Annotated in this window: 17 protein-coding genes and 1 pseudogene; 9 read left to right on the top strand and 9 right to left on the bottom strand. The window is 73.1% G+C overall.

Going from position 1 to position 18,221, the window contains the following annotated elements:
- Positions 1 to 253 precede the first annotated feature (253 nt).
- Together ACIBCM_RS09415 and ACIBCM_RS09420 are read right to left on the bottom strand one after the other, a co-directional pair.
- A complete protein-coding gene (locus ACIBCM_RS09415; protein WP_399241392.1) occupies positions 254 to 1,030 on the bottom strand; it encodes a DUF4142 domain-containing protein in 777 nt (258 codons plus the stop codon).
- A 340-nt stretch (positions 1,031 to 1,370) separates the two neighbouring features.
- A complete protein-coding gene (locus tag ACIBCM_RS09420) occupies positions 1,371 to 2,072 on the bottom strand; it encodes a peptidyl-tRNA hydrolase (protein WP_399241642.1) in 702 nt (233 codons plus the stop codon).
- Positions 2,073 to 2,282: 210 nt separating this feature from the next.
- Here ACIBCM_RS09420 and ACIBCM_RS09425 point away from each other — a divergent pair, with 210 nt between their 5' ends.
- The 3 genes and pseudogenes from ACIBCM_RS09425 (at position 2,283) to ACIBCM_RS09435 (ending at position 5,049) form a co-directional block, all read left to right on the top strand.
- Positions 2,283 to 2,954 (top strand): AIM24 family protein, encoded by a 672-nt coding sequence (locus ACIBCM_RS09425; protein ID WP_399241393.1) that lies wholly within the window; start codon positions 2,283 to 2,285, stop codon positions 2,952 to 2,954.
- Positions 2,951 to 3,239: pseudogene (locus tag ACIBCM_RS09430) on the top strand (ATP-binding cassette domain-containing protein); the annotation flags it as partial. The gene ACIBCM_RS09425 and the pseudogene ACIBCM_RS09430, both read left to right, overlap by 4 nt.
- Positions 3,240 to 3,444: 205 nt before the next feature.
- A complete protein-coding gene (locus ACIBCM_RS09435; protein WP_399241394.1) occupies positions 3,445 to 5,049 on the top strand; it encodes a serine/threonine-protein kinase in 1,605 nt (534 codons plus the stop codon).
- Between the two features lie 149 nt (positions 5,050 to 5,198).
- Here ACIBCM_RS09435 and ACIBCM_RS09440 read toward each other — a convergent pair whose 3' ends face one another.
- Complete coding sequence (locus ACIBCM_RS09440; protein ID WP_399241643.1) at positions 5,199 to 6,119, bottom strand: polysaccharide deacetylase family protein; 921 nt, start codon at positions 6,117 to 6,119, stop codon at positions 5,199 to 5,201.
- A 156-nt stretch (positions 6,120 to 6,275) separates the two neighbouring features.
- Here ACIBCM_RS09440 and ACIBCM_RS09445 point away from each other — a divergent pair, with 156 nt between their 5' ends.
- Both ACIBCM_RS09445 and ACIBCM_RS09450 read left to right on the top strand, forming a co-directional pair.
- A complete protein-coding gene (locus ACIBCM_RS09445; RefSeq protein ID WP_399241395.1) occupies positions 6,276 to 6,797 on the top strand; it encodes a cupin domain-containing protein in 522 nt (173 codons plus the stop codon).
- 141 nt (positions 6,798 to 6,938) lie between these two features.
- A complete protein-coding gene (locus ACIBCM_RS09450) occupies positions 6,939 to 8,402 on the top strand; it encodes a S1 family peptidase (protein ID WP_399241396.1) in 1,464 nt (487 codons plus the stop codon).
- Between the two features lie 55 nt (positions 8,403 to 8,457).
- Here ACIBCM_RS09450 and ACIBCM_RS09455 read toward each other — a convergent pair whose 3' ends face one another.
- The 4 genes from ACIBCM_RS09455 to zapE form a co-directional block, all read right to left on the bottom strand.
- A complete protein-coding gene (locus ACIBCM_RS09455) occupies positions 8,458 to 8,589 on the bottom strand; it encodes a hypothetical protein (protein ID WP_399241397.1) in 132 nt (43 codons plus the stop codon).
- A gap of 102 nt (positions 8,590 to 8,691) precedes the next feature.
- Positions 8,692 to 10,053 carry an alkaline phosphatase PhoX gene (locus tag ACIBCM_RS09460; RefSeq protein WP_399241398.1) on the bottom strand — a complete coding sequence of 454 codons (1,362 nt, stop codon included), beginning with the start codon at positions 10,051 to 10,053 and terminating at the stop codon, positions 8,692 to 8,694.
- Between the two features lie 541 nt (positions 10,054 to 10,594).
- Positions 10,595 to 11,020, bottom strand: coding sequence for an OsmC family protein (locus ACIBCM_RS09465; protein ID WP_399241399.1), 426 nt, complete (start codon positions 11,018 to 11,020; stop codon positions 10,595 to 10,597).
- Positions 11,021 to 11,062: 42 nt separating this feature from the next.
- Positions 11,063 to 12,181, bottom strand: coding sequence for a cell division protein ZapE (gene zapE, locus ACIBCM_RS09470; RefSeq protein WP_399241400.1), 1,119 nt, complete (start codon positions 12,179 to 12,181; stop codon positions 11,063 to 11,065).
- On the opposite strand from zapE, the gene ACIBCM_RS09475 reads away from it, so the two are divergent.
- The 4 genes from ACIBCM_RS09475 to msrB all read left to right on the top strand — a co-directional run bounded on the left by ACIBCM_RS09475 (position 12,180) and on the right by msrB (position 15,759).
- The gene (locus ACIBCM_RS09475; RefSeq protein ID WP_399241401.1) at positions 12,180 to 13,052 is read left to right on the top strand and encodes a pyrimidine reductase family protein; all 873 of its coding nucleotides are present in this window, start codon (positions 12,180 to 12,182) and stop codon (positions 13,050 to 13,052) included. The genes zapE and ACIBCM_RS09475 overlap by 2 nt on opposite strands.
- Before the next feature lie 106 nt (positions 13,053 to 13,158).
- Positions 13,159 to 13,629 carry an indole-3-glycerol phosphate synthase gene (locus ACIBCM_RS09480; protein WP_399241402.1) on the top strand — a complete coding sequence of 157 codons (471 nt, stop codon included), beginning with the start codon at positions 13,159 to 13,161 and terminating at the stop codon, positions 13,627 to 13,629.
- Between the two features lie 170 nt (positions 13,630 to 13,799).
- Positions 13,800 to 15,338: a UDP-N-acetylmuramate--L-alanine ligase gene (gene murC / locus ACIBCM_RS09485; RefSeq protein ID WP_399241403.1), complete on the top strand. Its 1,539-nt coding sequence runs from the start codon at positions 13,800 to 13,802 to the stop codon at positions 15,336 to 15,338.
- 13 nt (positions 15,339 to 15,351) lie between these two features.
- A complete protein-coding gene (gene msrB / locus ACIBCM_RS09490) occupies positions 15,352 to 15,759 on the top strand; it encodes a peptide-methionine (R)-S-oxide reductase MsrB (RefSeq protein WP_399241404.1) in 408 nt (135 codons plus the stop codon).
- A 219-nt stretch (positions 15,760 to 15,978) separates the two neighbouring features.
- Here the strand turns inward: msrB and ACIBCM_RS09495 are convergent, their stop codons facing one another.
- Positions 15,979 to 16,707 (bottom strand): response regulator, encoded by a 729-nt coding sequence (locus ACIBCM_RS09495; RefSeq protein WP_399241405.1) that lies wholly within the window; start codon positions 16,705 to 16,707, stop codon positions 15,979 to 15,981.
- On the bottom strand, positions 16,704 to 18,107 hold the full coding sequence (locus tag ACIBCM_RS09500) for a sensor histidine kinase (RefSeq protein WP_399241406.1): 1,404 nt from the start codon (positions 18,105 to 18,107) through the stop codon (positions 16,704 to 16,706). Before ACIBCM_RS09500 ends, ACIBCM_RS09495 begins: the two co-directional genes overlap by 4 nt.
- Positions 18,108 to 18,221 lie beyond the last annotated feature (114 nt).

Consider the following 18,221-nt stretch of genomic DNA (forward strand, 5'->3'; position numbering starts at 1 on the left):
AAATCCTTCCGGCGGACGGCGCGGACGTTCCGGCGACCGGCGGGCATCCGCGTCCCGGCGGGCATCGACGTCCCGGCGGGCGCCGGGGCCGGGCGGCGGCGGTGGAACGACGGGAAGGCTCCACGGCGACCGAAAAGGCGCAGGGCCTCATGGCGGCCGGAGGGGCGCAATGCCTCACGGCGGCCGGGCGGGCAGCGTGGCGACCGGGAGGGGCCGGCGCGCGCCGGCCCCTCCCGTCACCCACCGTCCGCGGTCATGACGACGACGGCGCCGGACGGTTGGTGTTGATGGACGTCGGCGGCCCCGGCCTGGTCGACGGCTGCGACGTCAGCTCCCCTCCTCCGGACGGCTGCGCGGGCGCGGGCGCCGCCGGAAGGTTGCCGTTCGGCGGCGGTGGCCCGGTCGGGCTGGCGGTCGCCCGGCCCGCGGCCTCGTTCGCGAGTGCGTCGAAGTCGACCATCCCGGTCGCCTCCAGCATGGTGATGTGGTCCAGCACGGTCTGGTTGGCATCGGTCGCCAACTGCCGTATCAGCGTATTACGGGTGGTGTGCCGGACCTGCGCGACCAGGGAGAACACCTTGCCGTGTGCGTTGCGCAGCAGATTGGCGAACTTGCGCTCGTACTCCTGCCCGCTCGCCGCGGACAGCTCCCGCAGCCACCCCTGCTGCTGCTCGTTCGGCTGGTTCGGCAGCTCCACACCGAGCTTCGACGCCACATCGCGGGCCCGGACGTCGAGGTCCGTGTGACCGACCACCAGGTGGTCGCCCGCGTCCCGGATCGCCTTCGTCGGCGCCCGCTCGATGGCCTGCTGCCCCGCCGGCAGTTCCCACAGACCGGCCAGCCGTACCTTCACCAGGAAGTCCCGGTCGGTGGCCGAAAGAGGCCCCCACTGGGTCGCGACGGTCGAGGCGTTGAGATTGTCCTGACCGGTGCCGGAACGGTCCGCGTACGACCACACCGGGAACGCCAGCGCCCCCACGGTGGCCACGAGTGCCGCGATGATGAGTGCCGTCCCGTTGATGCGCCGCAACAATGTGCCTCCCGTGCCGATCCGACTGACGGCCCAACCAACCGCCAACTGAACATCGATTCAATGCGTTTGGCGGTACTGAGAGGTACGTAACGCGGGGCGCCGGTGTTCAGAGGCGGAACGAGAGATTCGGTGCGGAGTCCGGGGCGGGAGGAAGGGCGCCGGGTGATCCACCGGCAGGGGGCGGCCGCGCCGGAGGGCACCGGACGGTGAGGGCCCGCCCGCGGGTGAGGGCGTTCCGGCTGCGGCAATCGCGTCCCGTCGGTCGGCGGTGACCGTGTCCCGGCTGGGGCAATCGCGTCCCGCCCGCGGCGACCGCGTCCCGTCCGCGCGCGGTTTCTCAGCGGCGCAGCGCCGGGTGGTCGGCGACGACCGTGCAGGAACCGGCCTCGATCTCCGTGAAACCGGCGTCCCGTACGACTGGAAGTCCCGAGGCCATCAGGGCGGCCCACCGGGCGGGCTCCGCGGTGCGGACGGCGAGGGCGAACCCGGTCGCGGCCCATGCCTTGCGGTCCGTCTCCGAAAGTTCCCACCAGGCCAGTTGGGCGCCGTGACCGGCCTGGGCCATCGCCTTGCCCGCCGACATCTCCACCTCCGGGCTGAGCCAGAGCACCGGGCCGGCCGGGTCGGGCGCGGCCGGTGGCGCGGGGTCGGTCAGATCGGTGCCCGAGACCTGGAGCCTGGCCAGCTCCTTCGGCCAGCCGTCCAGCGGTACGGGCGGGAAGACCCGGACCTCCGCGGTGCCGCCGGTCACGGTGATGCCGTCCAGGGCCGACGCCCGGCGCCACTCGGCGCCGCGCGCCCGGCGGACCACCTTGCGGATCCGGGCGTCCTGCCAGTCCCGCATCGCGCGGGCCCACGGCCCGTCACCCGTGGACCGCTCGTCGGCGAGGACGGTGAGTACCGCGCGGGCGGCCGTCTCCAGCGCGTCGGTGAGCGACGGGGGAGCGGTCTTCTCGATCCGGGCGACCAGCGGCAGCACGAACTGCGGAGCCTCGTCCCGGTCGGTGCTCGCGTGCCGGAAGGGGCTGTCGGGGCTCAGGGAGACATCGGAGTCCGGCGGCCCGCCGGGGCCGCCGGGGGAACCGGAACCGCCGGGGCCCAGCGGGCTGAGGGGCCCGTCCGGGCCGTGGGATGCGCTGCTCACATCGTCAAGTCTGCCAGGCGCGCCACCGTCACCGGGCGATGGACCGGAGCGTTCCGTGCCCTCGCTTCTTGGCGGAACAGGGGACTCCGGGTGAGGATGCCCCCTATGAAAAGCGACCTCTTCGCCTCCGAAAACATGGCTCAGCAGGCGACCGCCCCCGGAATGACGCTACAGAACGCCAAATCCATCAAATATGTTGTCAATGGTGAAATGCACGCCCGGCAGGGATCAATGGTCGCCTACCGGGGCAATCTCCAGTTCGAACGCAAGGGCCAGGGCATAGGCGGCATGCTCAAGCGCGCCGTCACCGGCGAGGGGCTGGCGCTGATGGCCGTGCGCGGCCAGGGCGAGGCGTGGTTCGCGCACGAGGCCGCGAACTGCTTCATCGTCGACATCGAGCACGGCGACGCCCTCACCGTCAACGGCCGCAACGTCCTCTGCTTCGACGCGTCCCTCTCGTACGAGATCAAGACCGTGAAGGGTGTCGGCGCGGCCGGCGGCGGGCTCTTCAACAGCGTCTTCACCGGCTACGGCAAGCTCGCCCTCATCTGCGAGGGCCAGCCCATAGTGATCCCCGTGACCTCTTCCCAGCCGGTGTACGTCGACACGGACGCCATCGTCGGCTGGAGCGCCAACCTCAACACCTCACTGCACCGCTCGCAGTCCTTCGGCTCGATGGTGCGCGGCGGATCGGGTGAAGCCGTACAGCTGGCGCTCCAGGGGGAGGGCTTCGTGGTCGTGCGTCCCAGCGAACTCGTCCACCAGAGGCCGAGCTGAGGCTGCGAGGGGTGGGCCGCCGTTACGGACTCGGCGGACCGTGGGTGCTGCGCGGAGTCGACCTCGAACTCCCCCCCGTCCACCCTGACGCGGATCGCCGGGACGAACGGCACCGGGAAGTCCACCCTGCTGCGGCTGCTCGCCGGGATCGACGCGCCGACGGAGGGGCGGATCGAGGGCCGCCCGTGCACGGCCTACGTTCCCGAACGATTCCCGGCCGTACTGCCGTTCACGGCCATCGGCTATCTGACCCGCATGGGACGGATCCACGGGCTCGGCGACCCGGCGCTGGGGGCTCCCTCCGGCACCGCACCCTGCTCTCGGGCTGAGCCTGGTCCGAACGAGGCTCCGGCGGGGCGGGGGCGGGGCGACCGTTCCGGGCTCTGACAGGGTGGCCCTGATACGGAGCGCGGAACCCCGTGCTCCGGTATCGGTGAGAGCAGCGTTTAGGCTGCTGTCGTCGATCACATCAGGGGGGGGACAAAGGTCGATGAGCCATGCAACCGAGGTGTTCCAGCCACTGCAGGCGGATGATCCGCCGCTCGTGGCCGGTTACCGCCTTGCTGCCCGGCTCGGCGCGGGCGGCATGGGCCGGGTCTATCTGTCGCACACACAGGGCGGTCGGCCGTTGGCGATCAAGGTCGTACGGCCCGAACTGGCGGACGACCCGGCCTTCCGGCGGCGGTTCCGCCGGGAGATCGAGGCGGCCCAGCGGGTCCGGGGCCCTTACACCGCCGAGTTGATCGACGCCGACGCGGACGGCGTACCGCCCTGGCTGGCCACGCTGTACGTGCCCGGGCCCTCCCTGGCGGAGGCCGTCGCCGGGCGCGGACCGCTGCCCGTGGCGGCGGTGCTGTGGCTGGTGGCGGGGGTGGCCGAGGCGCTCCAGGCCATCCATGGCGCGGGAATCGTGCACCGGGACCTCAAACCGTCGAACGTGCTGCTGGCCGCCGACGGGCCCCGCGTGATCGACTTCGGCATCTCCCTGGCCTCCGGCGTCACCTCGCACACGGCGACGGGCTCGGCCGTCGGCACGCCCTCGTTCATGTCCCCCGAGCAGGCGTCCGCGGGGGACATCACGCCGGCCACCGATGTCTTCGCGCTCGGCCAGACGGCGGCGTTCGCGGCACTGGGCAGCCCCCTGTATGGAGACGGCCACTCGGTCGGAGTGCTGTACCGGATTGTGCACTCGAAACCCGATCTGTCCCTGTTGCCCGCGAAGCTCCGGCCGCTGATCGCCCGGTGCCTGGCCGCCGATCCGCGGGAGCGGCCCACTCCGGCGGAGATCGTCGCGTGGTGCCGGCGGGAGTTGGGTCCGGATGTCGACGCGGGCGCTGGGCCAGCCGTCTGGCGGGAGGCCACCGGGCCGGAGGTTATGGTTCCGCCTCCCGTCCCCCACGCCACCCCGGTACGCACCCTGCCGCTGGTGACACCGCCTCGGCCGGCGGGGCCGGAGGAGCAGAGGGGCCTCCGGCGGCGCACCGCGCTGTTCACGACCGCTGCCGTGGCGGCGGGTGCGCTCCTGCTGACAGGTCTGACCTGGACCGTCATGGACACGGCGGACCGGCTCCGGCAACGTGCGGACGAATCCGCGGCGCCCGGTCCGGCGGTACCGGGACCGGCGGACTCCGCGGGGCCGAACGCGCCCGCCGCAGGTTCCGGTGGCCGGACATCAGGAGCGGCGCGCCCTTCCTCGACCGCGTCCGAGTCGCCGCAGGCCGTCCCGTACCCCCTTCAGTGGATGGATGAGAAGAACTCACTGAGTATCAAGGAGCCGGTCAGACGCGAGGGCCGCAAGGGGGACATCCGCTTCGGCTGCGAGGAGACCGGCTGTTCTCTGGAGAGCGACACCAGCGTGATCAGCCTGCTGTACGCCAAGCCGGGAGCCACCCTCGAATCGTGCCGTATCGCCCTCGACGGAGCCGACAGCAAGACCCTCCCGCTCGCCGCCGTGGCGGGAGGCAGTGAGATCTGTGTCGAGCACCCCTCCGGAGACATCGCGCTGCTCGTCGTCCAGGTGAAGTCGACCGCCCTGCCGGACGCGGGCGTCAGCTTCCTGACCGCGGACATGACGGTCTGGCGGGCGGCCCGGTGACGTGAGTCGGGGGACTCCCGGGCCGTGGGCGGCGAGTCCATCGGTGGTCCCGGTCCCGGTCCCGGTCCCGGGCGAAGGGCCCCGGTGGTTGTCCGGCCACATCTCAGGCGCTCGCCTCCGGCTGGAAGGCGCCATGATCCGGACGCCGTTCAGGGACCCGCCCCGGCAGGCGGCTTCGCCGCCTGTTGGGCGGAGCGCATCAGTTCGGAGACCTTCACCATGCGGTAGCCGCGTCGACGCAGTTCGGGGACGATCCCCGCGATCGCGCGCTCGGTCACCGGAGCCGCGCTGCGGGTGCAGTGCAGGACCACCAGGGAGCCCGGTTTCACCCCCGCGAGCACCTGCTCGGCGACCGCGTCGGAGTCCTTGGCGAAGGCGTCCCCGCTGACGACGTCCCACTGGACGGCGGTCACCCCGGCCGGGGCGATGGCACGCAGGGCCTGTTCGTCGTAGCAGCCGCCGGGGAAGCGGAAGTACGGGACCACATTGCGCGCCCCGGCCCTGCGGAACGCGGTGAACGCGCGGTCCACATCGGCCTTCATGTTCCCCTCGGCGATCGTCGGCAGGCCGTAGCAGGAGGGGGTGAACGCGTGGTGGCTGTAGGAGTGGTTCGCGACCTCGAAGAGCGGATCGTTGCCGATCGCCTTCGCCTGGTCCGGGTACTCCTCCGCCCAGCGGCCGGTCATGAAGATCGTCGAGGGGACCTTCAGCCGCCGGAGCGAGGCGATGAGCGCGGGGTTGTCGAAGCGCTCGCCTCCTGCCGCACGCGACCCCTGATCGGCGGTCATATCGGCGTCGAAGGTGAGGGCGACGGTCTTCTCCGCCCGGTCGGGGGCGGCGGCCGCGCGCTCGAAGACCGGTGTCACTCCGCCCGGTCCGGGCGCCAGGTTCGGCGCGGCCCCGGCCGCTACGGGCTCGGGGACGGCGGCCGTCGCCCTGCCGGAGCCCGCGGTACGGGCGGGGGCGGAGCCCCCCGCGGTGTCCGGCGCTCCGGCACAGCCGGACAGCGCGGCGCCCAGGACGGCCAGGGCCGTCAGCCTTCGTGCCGTCAGTCTTCGTACGGAAATCATCACAAAGGGAAAGTAAGTCAATATTCCGGTGGAGAAGGGCCGCCTTGCGTCTGTGTCGGCCGTACGGCCAGGCTGTCCACCCGAGCGGGTGCGGCTCCACCGGCCCGCACTCGGCAGCGGCCCGGATCGCGGCCGGAAACCTCCAGGAGGAACGTCATGCCCCAGTCCGCGACGGCCCGGGTCCTCGCCCGGGCGGCCGATGCCGCCGCCGTGCCCGACGACCGGGGCGGCGCGGTGTGGCGGCTGGCCGAGCCGGGGCGGCAGCTGGACGCGAACATCATCCGCATGCGGCCGGGGGCGCGGATCGACTCCCATGTCGAGAACGACCTCGACGTACTGCTCTGTGTGCTCGACGGAAGCGGTGAGCTGGAGAGCGACGCCGGGCCGCAGCACCTGGAGCCGGGGGCCGTGGCCTGGTTTCCACGGGGCGCCCGGCGGGCCCTGGCCGCCGGACCGGACGGGCTCGTCTGTCTCACCTCGCACCCGCGCCGGCCGGGGCTGTCGATCACCCGCGCGGCGTCGGGCGCGGTCCGGGCGCCCGAGGCGGCCGGGAGCGGGGCCGCCGAGGGCGGGGAGGCCGCCTGCATGCTGAACCGGATCTGCCCCGGCTGCGACCTCCCCGCCGAGAGCGCCGGCGCACGTTACTGCGCCCGCTGCGGCACCCGGCTGCCGTCCTGAACCGTCTTCTGACGGGTTTTCACCAACATTCCTTCGCCTTCGCGATGAGCAACTCCCGTGTCTCATCCGTACCAAGGGGCGGACGCGTACCCCGATGCCCCCGGGCACCGGGCTCCGTACCCCCCAACAGGAGGCGACGAGTTGAGTCACAGGCGAATACCGAAGAGAAAGGCCATTCTGGCGGGAGCCGGTGCCGTCGGCATCGCCGCGGCGGCCGTGCTGCTGCCGCAGGCGTACGCCTCGCAGGACGGGCAGGAGCCCGAGATCCGCCCCAAGAAGCTGACCGCCGCCTCCGCCGCGGAGCTGGTGCGACAGCTCGGGCAGCGGCTCGGCGCGGACACCTACGGCGGCGCGTACTACGACGCCGCCGAGCGGCAGGTCGTCGTCAATGTCGTCGGCGACGACAACAACGTCATCGTGCAGGTGAGGAAGGCGGGCGCGGTCCCGCGCACGGTCCGCAACAGCGCGAGCGATCTGCTCGACGCCAGGAGCACCCTGAGCAGGCGCGCCGCGATTCCGGGCACCTCCTGGGCCGTCGACCCCAAGAACAACCAGGTCCTCGTCACGGCGGACCGTACCGTCGCCGGAGACAAGTGGGACACCCTGGACAGGGCGGTGAAGGCGCTGGGGCCCGGAGTGGCCCGGATCCAGAAGTCCGCCGGAGTGTTCAAGCCCTTCCTCGAAGGCGGTGACGCCGTTTTCGGCGGCGGCGCGCGCTGCTCCGTCGGATTCAATGTGACCACCGGGGACGGCAGCCCCGGCTTCCTGACCGCCGGGCACTGCGGTGTCGCGGCCGAGCAGTGGTCCGAGAGCCAGAACGGCGCGCCGATCGGCACGGTCCAGGAGGCCGTGTTCCCGGGTGCCGGTGACTTCGCGCTGGTGACGTACGACGACCCGGCGACCGTGGCCCCCGGCGTGGTCGACGTGGGCAACGGCGAGACGGTCGCGATCAGCCGGGCGGCCGACGCGGCGGTGGGCCAGGAGGTGTTCCGGATGGGAAGCACCACCGGTCTCAGCGGCGGCCAGGTGACCGGACTCGACGCCACGGTGAACTACCCCGAGGGCACGGTCACCGGTCTCATCCAGACCACGGTCTGCGCCGAGCCCGGTGACAGCGGCGGCGCGCTGTTCACCCGTGACGGCAACGCGATCGGCCTCACCTCGGGCGGCAGCGGTGACTGCACCTCGGGCGGCGAGACCTTCTTCCAGCCGGTGACCACGGCCCTCGCGGCGGTCGGCGCGCGGATCGGCACCGATGACGCGGGCAGCGCGGGCGGCGGCGACAACGCGGCCGGGGCACAGCAGAACGGCGGCACCGGGAGCGACGGTGGCGCGGAGGGAGCGAACGGCGGCGAGCAGAACGCCGGCGCGAACAGTGGCGATCAGAACGGCGGCCAGAACGGTGACGTGAACGGCGGCGACCAGAACGGGGGCGACCAGAACGTGGGCGCGAACGGCGGTGAGCAGAACGCCGGCGCCGACGGTGACGCGAACGGTGACGCCCAGAACGGCGGTACCGCGGACACCGGTGGCGGTGAGGGCGACGGCAACGAGGGCGGTGACGGCAACGGCGGCAACGGCGATGCCGGGCAGCCGTACAACTGACAACCGGCGCACCGCGCCGACCACGACCCCATGAATGCCGGGCGGGCTGAGTCTCTCAGTCCGCCCGGCGTTTTGCGTCCGCCGCACGCCCCGGCCGGGCGCTCCCGCCGAGTCCGGTGTCGCCGTCAGCACCGATGGGCAGGCCCTTGCCGGTGCCGACCTCGGCGGTCACGGGCCACCGGCTCACGGGACCCCTGCGGCGCGAAGGCGGGACGCATCCCCGGAAGTCTCCCGGGCCCGTCCCGCCCTTTCCCGCCGCGGACAGCGGCACCCCGGCAGGCGCCGTGGTTCAGCCCCAGGGGCCGGTGACCGCGAACGTGGTCCCGGGCCTGTAGCAGTTGACGTACATCGTCTCCCCGTCCGGCGAGAAGACGACGCCCGCGAACTCACCCCACTCGGGAGCCCCGGGCGTGCCCAGGTTCTGGCGGTTGCGGGCCATTTCATAGACCTCGCCGCGCCGGGTCACCCCGATCACATGCTGGGCGCCCCCGCCGTCCTCGCACACCATCAGACCGCCGCCGGGCGCGAGGCAGATGTTGTCCGGCGACTCCCCGGGCAGCCGGACGTCCGTACCGGGGCCGAAGACGACGGTCAGCGTCAGTCTCCGGAGCTGCGGCTCGTACTTCCACACCTGGCCGGAGTGGTCACCCGCCGAACCCTCGCCGCGGCGGGCGTAGCTGGACACGAAGTACACCGAGCGCCCGCCCCAGTAGCAGCCCTCCAGCTTCTGGGCGTGTGTGATGCCCCCGGGCCCGAAGTCCTGCTCCCGGATGGGGGTCCGCCGGGCCTGGCTGTCGGGCACGGGCACCCATTCCACCCGTCCGAAGGACGCCCCGGGCTCGTCGACCGCGGACAGATCCGGTACGCCCGGCACCCGCATCGCCTCCAGCTCACCGCCCGCGCGCAGGGATCCCGTACCGCCGAGCGGACGGTCCGGGAGGAAGCGGTAGAACAGCCCGAACGGCCGCTCGAAGGCGTCCTCCGTCTCGTACACGATCCCGCTGTACGGGTCGAGGGCGACCGCCTCGTGCTGGAAGCGGCCCATCGCGGTCAGCGGCACGGCGCCGGTGCGGCGGGGGTCGGCGCCGTCGACCTCGAAGACGAAGCCGTGGTCCTTGGTGTAGCCGTTGGTGCCGGCCCGGTCCTCGTTCTCCTCACAGGTCAGCCAGGTGCCCCACAGGGTCTGTCCGCCCGCGCAGTTCACGGCCGTACCGGCGATCGCGACCCGTTCCGCGACCACCTCACCGCGGCTGTCCAGCTCCAGGGCAGTACAGCCGCCCCTGGCCGCCGGGTCGTAGATGAGGCCGTCGACGGCCGGTACGCCGAGCCGGGCGGTGTGCCGGTTCTCGTGGTTGCGCACCAGGAGCGTTCTGCCCCGGCGGGCGGCGAAGGCGCCCATGCCGTCGTGGTTGCCGGGGACCGTGCCCTCGCCGGAGCGCAGGGGGTCGCCCTCCCGGGAGAGGACCGTGTAGGCGAAGCCTTCGGGCAGATCGAGCAGTCCGGCGGGGTCGGGGACGAGCGGGCCGTATCCGCGGCGCCCGTGGGCCTCGGCGGTGCCCGCGAAGAGTTCGGAGAGGGTGCCGCTGAAGGCGATCCCGGCGGCGAGCGCGCCGGTACCGGCCAGCAGCCGGCGTCGTGTTGTGGGGGGCATGGGCAACTCCCTGCTGGGGACAGAGATATGACCCGCATCTGTCTAGCACGCGCCCGGTGGGCGCGTGAACCGTGGGGGTCATGGTGCCCGTGTGTCGGCCGGATCCCGTGGGACCGCCGTGCGACGCGTTGTCCACGGGCGCGGTACGGGGCTGGGAGGGGCCGCCCCGTGGGTGCGGGCACCCGGAGTACTCCCCGGCGGCGGGCGGGCCGGATCGGGCGCTTCCGCGGGCCCGGGTGGCTGGGGATGCCATCGAGGGTTCAGGTTGTTCGGGATGCCATCAAGGGTTCGGGGCCCCGGCTGGATCGAGGGTGCCCCCGCCGGATCCGCCGCCCGCCCCGGACCGGTGCGCTCCGGCGGTATCGGTGCGCTCCGGCAGTAGCGGTGACCCCGGACCCGGAGCCGTACCCGTACGAGTCCCCGGAGCCGGAATCGGAGCCGATGCCCCGGGGCACCGGTTCCCGGCCGGGTCACACCGGTCGGGCCCGGGGCCCGCCGGGAGCCCGGGCCCGGAGCGAGCGCCCCGGACCCGGCTCAAGGCTCAGGCCAGTTCGGCGGTGAGCGTGATGGTCGTGCCCGTGAGCGCCTGGCTCACCGGGCAGTTCTTCTTGGCGTCCTCGGCGGCCGACTGGAATCCCTCGGCGTCGAGGCCGGGAACCTCACCGCGCACGGTGAGATGGATACCGGTGATGCCCTCGCCGGGCTGGAAGGTGACATCGGCCTTGGTCTCCAGCCGGACCGGCGGGTTGCCCGCGCCCGTCAGACCATGCGAAAGAGCCATCGAGAAGCAGCTGGAGTGCGCGGCCGCGATCAGCTCCTCCGGGCTGGTCTTGCCATTGGCCTTCTCGGCGCGGGACGGCCAGGAAACCGGCTGGGAACCGATGCCGGACGAGTCGAACGTGACCGTGCCCGACCCCTTGAGCAGCTCGCCTTCCCAGACCGTGTGTGCCGTGCGCGTGGTGGCCATGGTGTGAATCCCTTCTGACGAACGGTGGTTACACACCCGAACCTACTGCCCCGCCACGGCCTTCGCGTCCCGGGCCAGCGCAGTGAGACGCGAGATCGCCCGGAAGTACTTCTTCCGGTAGCCGCCGTTCAGCATCTCGTCGCTGAACAGCCGGTCGAAGGGGAGCCCGGAGGCGAGCACCGGCACCTCGCGGTCGTACAGCCGGTCGGCGAGCACCACCAGCCGCAGCGCGGTCGACTGGTCCGGCACCGGTCCCACATCGGTGAGACACACCGCCCGGATCCCGTCGGTGAGCGCGCCGTACCGGCTCGGGTGCACCTTCGCCAGATGCTCCAGCAGCGCCGGGAAGCCGTCGAGGGACGCGCCGTCGGTGACGTACGCGGCCTTCGCGACCACCTCGTCGGAGTACGGGGGAGGGGCCTCGGGCAGCCCCCGGTGGCGGTAGTCCTCGCCGTCGATCCGCAGCGGGCGGAAGTGCGCGGAGAGCCCCTGGATCTCACGGAGGAAGTCGGCGGCGGCGAACCGTCCCTCCCCGAGCTTGCCCGGCAGCGTGTTGGAGGTCGCGGCCAGCGCGACACCCGCCTCCACCAGCTTGCCGAGCAGCGAGGAGACGAGGACGGTGTCGCCCGGGTCGTCCAGTTCGAACTCGTCGATGCACAGCAGCCGGTGCCCGCTCAGGGTCCGTACGGTCTGCTGGAAGCCCAGGGCGCCCACCAGATTCGTCAGCTCCACGAAGGTGCCGAACGCCTTGAGGGAGGGGTCGGCCGGGGCGGCGTGCCACAGGGACGCCAGCAGATGGGTCTTGCCGACGCCGTAACCGCCGTCGAGATACACCCCGCGCGGCCCGGCCGGGGCGGCGGGCTTGCGGGCGAACCAGCGCCGCCGGCCCGCGCCGCTCGCGTGCGCCCCGCCGAATCCGGCCGCGAACGAGCCGAGGACCGAGACCGCCTCCCGCTGACTGGGCTGGTCCGGGTCGGGAACGTACGTGTCGAAGCGCACCGCGTCGAAGCGTGGCGGAGGCACCATCTCCGCGACGAGCCGGCCGGCGGGGACATGCGGTTCGCGGGCGCACAGGGAGAGCGGGGCCGCTTCGGTTATGGCACTGGTGGCAGGGGTGGGCACAGTTCCCCACTGTAAGCGCCGTGCCAGACTGCACGTCATGCGACGCCTGCTCCCTGTGACCGACCAGACACCGATCGAGGACCGTGAGTGGTCCCTGGACGAGCTGGCCGACGCCTACGCGTATCCGGACGTCGTCCCCGGTTCCGCCGGGGACCCCGGGGCGGCGCCCGGAACCGCGACGGCGCCCGGGGCCGGGGCCGGTGCCGCGGATGCGACCGGCGGCGGGGCGGGCGGTCGTGCGGCGACGGGGGCCTGGCTGAGGGCGAACATGGTCTCGTCGCTCGACGGCGCGGCCCAGCACGAGGGCCGCTCGCAGGCGCTCTCCGGCGACGCCGACATGAGGATCTTCGGGGTGCTCAGGGGCCTCGCGGACGCGGTGGTGGTGGGCGCGGAAACGGTACGTCGTGAGGGGTACCGCCCCGCACGCGCCCGGGACGCCTTCGCGGCGCGCCGGGCCGCGGCCGGGCAGGGCCCCGCTCCCGTGATCGCGGTGGTCAGCGCCTCGCTCGACCTGGACTTCTCGGCCCCGCTGTTCGCCCGGCCGCTGGTGCGGACCCTGGTGCTGACCGGGGCCGCGGCGCCCGGTGACCGGATCCGGGCGGCGGGGAAGGCGGGTGCGGAGGTGGTGATCGCCGGTGACGGACCCGGGGCCGAGCCGGCGGAAGCGGTACGGGCACTGGCCGGGCGCGGGCTGACCCGGCTGCTCACCGAGGGCGGGCCGCGGCTGCTGGGGCAGTTCGTGGCCTCCGGCACGCTGGACGAGCTGTGTCTGACCCTCGCGCCGGTGCTGACGGCGGGTGACGCGCAGCGGATCGCCGGGGGGCCCGGGACGGCCGTGCCGGACCGGTTCGCACTGGCGTCCGTACTGGAGGAGGCGGGCTTCCTGTTCACCCGGTACCGGCGCATCTGACAATCGGCGGAATTCACCGTTCCGGTTAGCTCCGGCTGGGCAGACTTACTCTCGCAGACCCCGTGCGGGCACGGGGAAGGATGGTTTCCGCAGAAGGGGTCCTGACGTGTTCACAAGCGTACTGATGATCGAGAAGCCCCTGACCTCGGACGATGTGGAGTTCGTCACCACTCTCCACGGGGAAGAGGGTGTCTCCTTCGTGGTGCTGATGCAGCCCCGCGGCGATCAGGCCGACGTCCTGCTGCGCGCCATCGACGATGTGGCGCTCGGGGAGCTGAAGCAGGCCGTCCGCGAGGGAGAGGTGCCCGAGGGGCAGGAGGCCGAGGCGCCCGCCCGGCTGGCCCTGGAGCACTCCCTCGCAGCCCTGCGCGCGGCCGGCTGCCGGGCTTCGGGCCAGGTCGTCGAGGACCATCCGCTCGACAGGCTCAAGGCCGTCGTCGACGAGTCGGGCGCGGACGAGGTGATCGTGCTGACCGCGCCCCACTACGTGGAGGAGTTCTTCCACCGGGACTGGGCGTCCAGGGCACGGCACAAGGTCGGCGTCCCGGTGCTCAAACTCTTCGCGCACAGCGAATAGGCTGGGGGCTTCCCGCCGCGCGGAACGCTCGCGTCGTTGAAGTCCGTGACGCGATGTCCGCGCCGCGCGCGGGGGAGCACGCGCAGGCAACACCCACCGGAAGACCCCCGGACGCCCCGCCCGCACCGAGCGGCGACCGGCACCGTACGCACCACCTGGGAGACACACGCATGGCATCCGCCGTCCCTGCCGCCATGGAACGCCCGCACTTCATCGGCATCGGCGGCGCCGGGATGTCGGGCATCGCGAAGATCCTCGCCCGGCGCGGCGCCGAGGTCGCGGGCAGCGATTCCAGGGAGTCGCCCACGGCGGACGCCCTGCGCGCCCTCGGCGCCACCGTCCACATCGGCCACGAGGCCGGTCATCTCGCCGGCGACGCCACCTGTGTCGTCGTCTCCAGCGCGATCCGCCCCGACAATCCGGAGCTGGTGCGCGCCGCCGAACTGGCCGTCCCCGTCGTCCACCGCTCCGACGCCCTGGCCTCCCTGATGACCGGGCGGCGCGCCATCGCGGTCGCGGGCACCCACGGCAAGACCACCACCACCTCCATGCTGGCGGTGGCGCTGACCGGCCTCGGTCTCGACCCCTCGTACGCCATCGGCGGCGATCTGGAGGGCCCGGGCACCAACGCCCGCCACGGCGACGGCGACATCTTCGTCGCCGAGGCGGACGAGAGCGACCGCAGCTTCCAGAAGTACGACCCCGAGGTCGCGATCGTCCTCAACGTCGAGCTGGACCACCACGCCAACTACGCCTCGATGGACGAGATCTACGAGTCCTTCGAGATCTTCACCCGGAAGATCGTCCCCGGCGGCACCCTGGTGATCTCCGCCGACCAGCCGGGCGCGGTGGAGCTGACCGCACTGGTCCGGGACCGTGCAGCCGGGGGCCGTGCCGCCCGGGACCTCGCTTCCCGGGGCACGGCGGCCGACGGCGGGGACACTCCCCGGGAGGACGGGGACACCCGCCGTCAGGGCGGGGACGCCCCGGAGGACGGCCCGAGCGCGCGGGATCTGAAGATCGTCACCTATGGCGAGTCCGAGTCGGCGGACGTCCGGGTCCACCGGATCACCCCGCGGGGACTGACGAGCGAGGTCACCGTCCTCCTCGACGGCCGACCCCTCACCTTCACGGTCTCCGTCCCCGGCCGCCACTACGCCCTCAACGCCGTCGCCGCGCTCGCCGCGGGTGTCGCCCTCGGCATCCCCGCGCACAATCTCGCCTCCGCGATCGGCACGTACACCGGTGTCAAGCGCCGGCTCCAGCTCAAGGGCGAGGCGGCGGGCGTCCAGGTCATCGACTCCTACGCCCATCACCCGACCGAGATGACCGCCGACCTCGAAGCCATGCGGGGCGCGGCGGCCGACTCCCGGCTGCTGGTGGTCTTCCAGCCGCATCTGTTCTCCCGCACCCGCGAACTGGGCAAGGAGATGGGGTACGCCCTCGCCCTGGCCGACGCCTCCCTGGTCCTCGACATCTATCCGGCGCGCGAGGACCCGATCCCCGGTGTCACCAGCGAGATGATCATCGCCGCGGCCCGTGCGGCGGGCGCCGATGTCACGGCCGTCCACGACACGGAGACCGTGCCCGACGCCGTCGCGGGAATGGCCAAGCCCGGCGATCTCGTTCTCACCATGGGTGCGGGCGATGTCACGGACCTCGGTCCGCTGATCCTGGCCCGCCTGTCGAGCTCCCGCCCGTCGAGCTGAGGAAGCGAGCCCCATGGCGTACGACATCGAGAAGCCGGACGAGCAGTGGCGTGCCGAGCTGAGCCCCGCGGAGTACCAGGTCCTGCGGAAGGCCGGCACGGAACCCGCGTTCACCGGGGAGTACACCGACACCAGGACGCCCGGTGTGTACTCCTGCCGGGCGTGCGGGGCGGAGCTGTTCCGCTCGGACACCAAGTTCGAGTCACACTGCGGCTGGCCGTCCTTCTACGACCCCAAGGACACCGACGCGGTCGAACTGATCGAGGACCGCTCCCACGGCATGGTCCGTACCGAGGTCAGGTGCGCCCGTTGCGGCTCGCACCTCGGGCATGTCTTCGAGGGTGAGGGTTATCCCACCCCGACCGACCAGCGGTACTGCATCAACAGCATCTCGCTGCGGCTCGCTCCCGACGAGGGCTGAGCGCGTCCGTCTGCGCTTCCGGGCCCCGGGGCGTCCGGGGTCGGGCCAGGCGCGCCCGAAGCCGCGTTACGTGAGCCGGGGGCGTCGGGCCGCGTCCGGGGCCGTCGGGAGCGCGGGACTCCGGTTTTCGCCGCCCGGTCCCGGGACCGGGGCCGGAGGGGGGGCGGGGCTCCGGTCGTCGCCGCGGGCCCGGCGTCCGCTGTTCTTGGGCTTCGGTGCTCATACCGGGCGCCCCGCCGGATCCGGGGGGCCATGCGGACGGGAATCCTGGTTTCCGCCGGGGACGACCAGCCCCGACTCGTACGCCAGTACCACGGCCTGGGTCCGGTCACGCAGCCCCAGTTTGGTCAGCACCCTGCTGACGTGCGTCTTCACGGTCTCCTCGCCCACATGCAGCCGGGCAGCGACCTCCGGGTTCGACAGCCCCTCCGCCACCAGCCGCAGCACTTGGGTCTCACGCGGGGTCAGCCCCGCCGGCGCGGGCGCCGGGCGGGCGGGGCCCGTCCCCCGGGGGCGCTGACGGGCGAACTCGGCGATCAGCCGGCGCGTCACCGTCGGGGCGAGCAGCGCCTCACCCGCGGCGATCACCCGCACCGCGTCGAAAAGCCCCTCCGCCGTCACGTCCTTCAGCAGAAAGCCGCTCGCGCCCGCGCCCAGCGCGTCGTACACATGCTCGTCCAGATCGAAGGTGGTGAGGATCAGTATCCGCGCCGAGGGCGTGTCCGCGGTGATCCGGGCGGTCGCCTCGATGCCGTCCATCACGGGCATCCGTACATCCATGAGGACCACGTCCGGGTGTTGCTCACGGCAGAGCCGTACCGCCTCGGCGCCGTCCACGGCCGTTCCGACGACCGCGAAGTCCTGCTGGGTGGCCAGCAGCCCGGCGAACCCGGCGCGCACGACTTCGTGATCGTCGACCACCACCAGCCGTACGGGGGGCGGGGTCATGACACCCGCCGTCCCCCGGCGGGCGACACCGGCCGCGCTCCGTCCGCCGGGTTGCCCGCGCCTGACGGATTCCCCGCGCTCGCTGTGCCTCCCGCGCCCGTCTGGCTTCCCGTGCCTGCCGGGTTTCCCGCGCCGGCCTGGCTTCCCGTGCCCGCCGGGACCGGCAGGGCCGCCTCCACCAGAAAGCCACCGCAGGGCGCCGGACCCGTACGCAGCTCACCGCCGACCGTCGCCGCCCGCTCGCGCATCCCGACCAGCCCGTGGCCGCCCCCGCCGTCCGCACGCGGAGCACGCCCGTACGGGGAGGGGCCCGGCCCGTTGTCCCGTACGCGCAGCACCAACTCGTCCGCCCGATAGCGCAGCTCGACGTCGATGGGTGCCCGGGGCGCGTGGCGGCGCGCGTTCGTCAGGGCCTCCTGCACCAGGCGGTACGCGGTCAGCTCGACCCCCGGGTCCAGCGGGCGGACCATACCGCTCACGATCAGCCGGATCGCCGACGCCGACGCGTCCCGTGCCTCGTCCACCAGCTCGTTCAGCTGCTGGAGGCCCGGCTGGGGGCGGCGGTCGGCGCCGCCTCCCGCGTCCTCGCGCAGTACGCCCAGCAGCCGCCGCATCTCGGTGAGCGCGGCCCGCGCGGTGTCCCCGATGGCCAGCAGCCGCTTGGCGCCGTCCTCCGGCAGCCCGGCCGTCGTCAGCCGCGCGGTCTCCGCCTGGACCGAGATCATCGACAGATGATGGGCCACGACATCGTGCAGCTCCCGGGCGATCCTGGCCCGCTCACCGCGCGCCGCGTGCGCCAGCAGCGTGTCCGCGACGGCCCGTTCGGTGGCGCTGTGGACCAGGGCCTCCCGCCGGGCCCGCCGGGCGAGCCCCATCCCGGCCGCCCCCGCCGACACCGCGGCCGCCACCACCGACATCAGCCGGTCACCCGTCCCCGCCGAGGCCACCGGGGACGACGGGGCCGCGATCGCGTACGCCGTGAACGGCAGCGCCAGCAACACCGTCAGCAGCCGGGGACCGCGCCCCGGCAGCACATACAGGCACCCCCCGAGCGCCACCAGCCCCGCCACCGTGGACGGCTGGAACAGCACCGGCGACAGCAGCCCGGCGCCCGCCGTGACCACCGCCGCCGGCACCGGATGCGTACGCGCCAGGGCGAGGGGGACCGTGGCGCACAGGCACAGCAGCAGCGCCACCGACATCCCGGCACCACCGGCGGCCGTCACACCGGGCGACAGGGTCGCCGTACCCGCAGCGCCCTCCCGGCGCAGGATCACCTCCACCGACGCCAGCAGACCGAGCAGCGCCGCGGCCGCCACCGCCGTCTCGGGCGCACGGGCGTATCGCCCCGCCCATGTCCGGTTCCCCTGCCGGCCCGTCGAGGTCGTCGCGGTATCCACCACGCCATTGTCCCGGGGCACACCGCCACCGGAGTCCCCCGTGCGGGGGATGCGCGTCCCCGGCACCGGGGGCCCGGGGAACCGCTCTCCGGCGGGACGACCCCCGGCCCCCGG

The organism is Streptomyces sp. NPDC051018 (assembly GCF_044456085.1).
Classification (GTDB): Bacteria; Actinomycetota; Actinomycetes; order Streptomycetales; family Streptomycetaceae; genus Streptomyces.

Excerpts from the sequence above, each read along its gene's own strand:
- ACIBCM_RS09425 (WP_399241393.1), top strand. The coding sequence starts at position 2,283 with ATGAAAAGCGACCTCTTCGCCTCCGAAAACATGGCTCAGCAGGCGACC.
- ACIBCM_RS09435 (WP_399241394.1), top strand. The coding sequence starts at position 3,445 with ATGAGCCATGCAACCGAGGTGTTCCAGCCACTGCAGGCGGATGATCCG.
- ACIBCM_RS09440 (WP_399241643.1), bottom strand. The coding sequence starts at position 6,119 with ATGATTTCCGTACGAAGACTGACGGCACGAAGGCTGACGGCCCTGGCC.
- ACIBCM_RS09445 (WP_399241395.1), top strand. The coding sequence starts at position 6,276 with ATGCCCCAGTCCGCGACGGCCCGGGTCCTCGCCCGGGCGGCCGATGCC.
- ACIBCM_RS09460 (WP_399241398.1), bottom strand. The coding sequence starts at position 10,053 with ATGCCCCCCACAACACGACGCCGGCTGCTGGCCGGTACCGGCGCGCTC.
- ACIBCM_RS09465 (WP_399241399.1), bottom strand. The coding sequence starts at position 11,020 with ATGGCCACCACGCGCACGGCACACACGGTCTGGGAAGGCGAGCTGCTC.
- ACIBCM_RS09475 (WP_399241401.1), top strand. The coding sequence starts at position 12,180 with ATGCGACGCCTGCTCCCTGTGACCGACCAGACACCGATCGAGGACCGT.
- zapE (WP_399241400.1), bottom strand. The coding sequence starts at position 12,181 with ATGACGTGCAGTCTGGCACGGCGCTTACAGTGGGGAACTGTGCCCACC.
- murC (WP_399241403.1), top strand. The coding sequence starts at position 13,800 with ATGGCATCCGCCGTCCCTGCCGCCATGGAACGCCCGCACTTCATCGGC.
- msrB (WP_399241404.1), top strand. The coding sequence starts at position 15,352 with ATGGCGTACGACATCGAGAAGCCGGACGAGCAGTGGCGTGCCGAGCTG.
- ACIBCM_RS09495 (WP_399241405.1), bottom strand. The coding sequence starts at position 16,707 with ATGACCCCGCCCCCCGTACGGCTGGTGGTGGTCGACGATCACGAAGTC.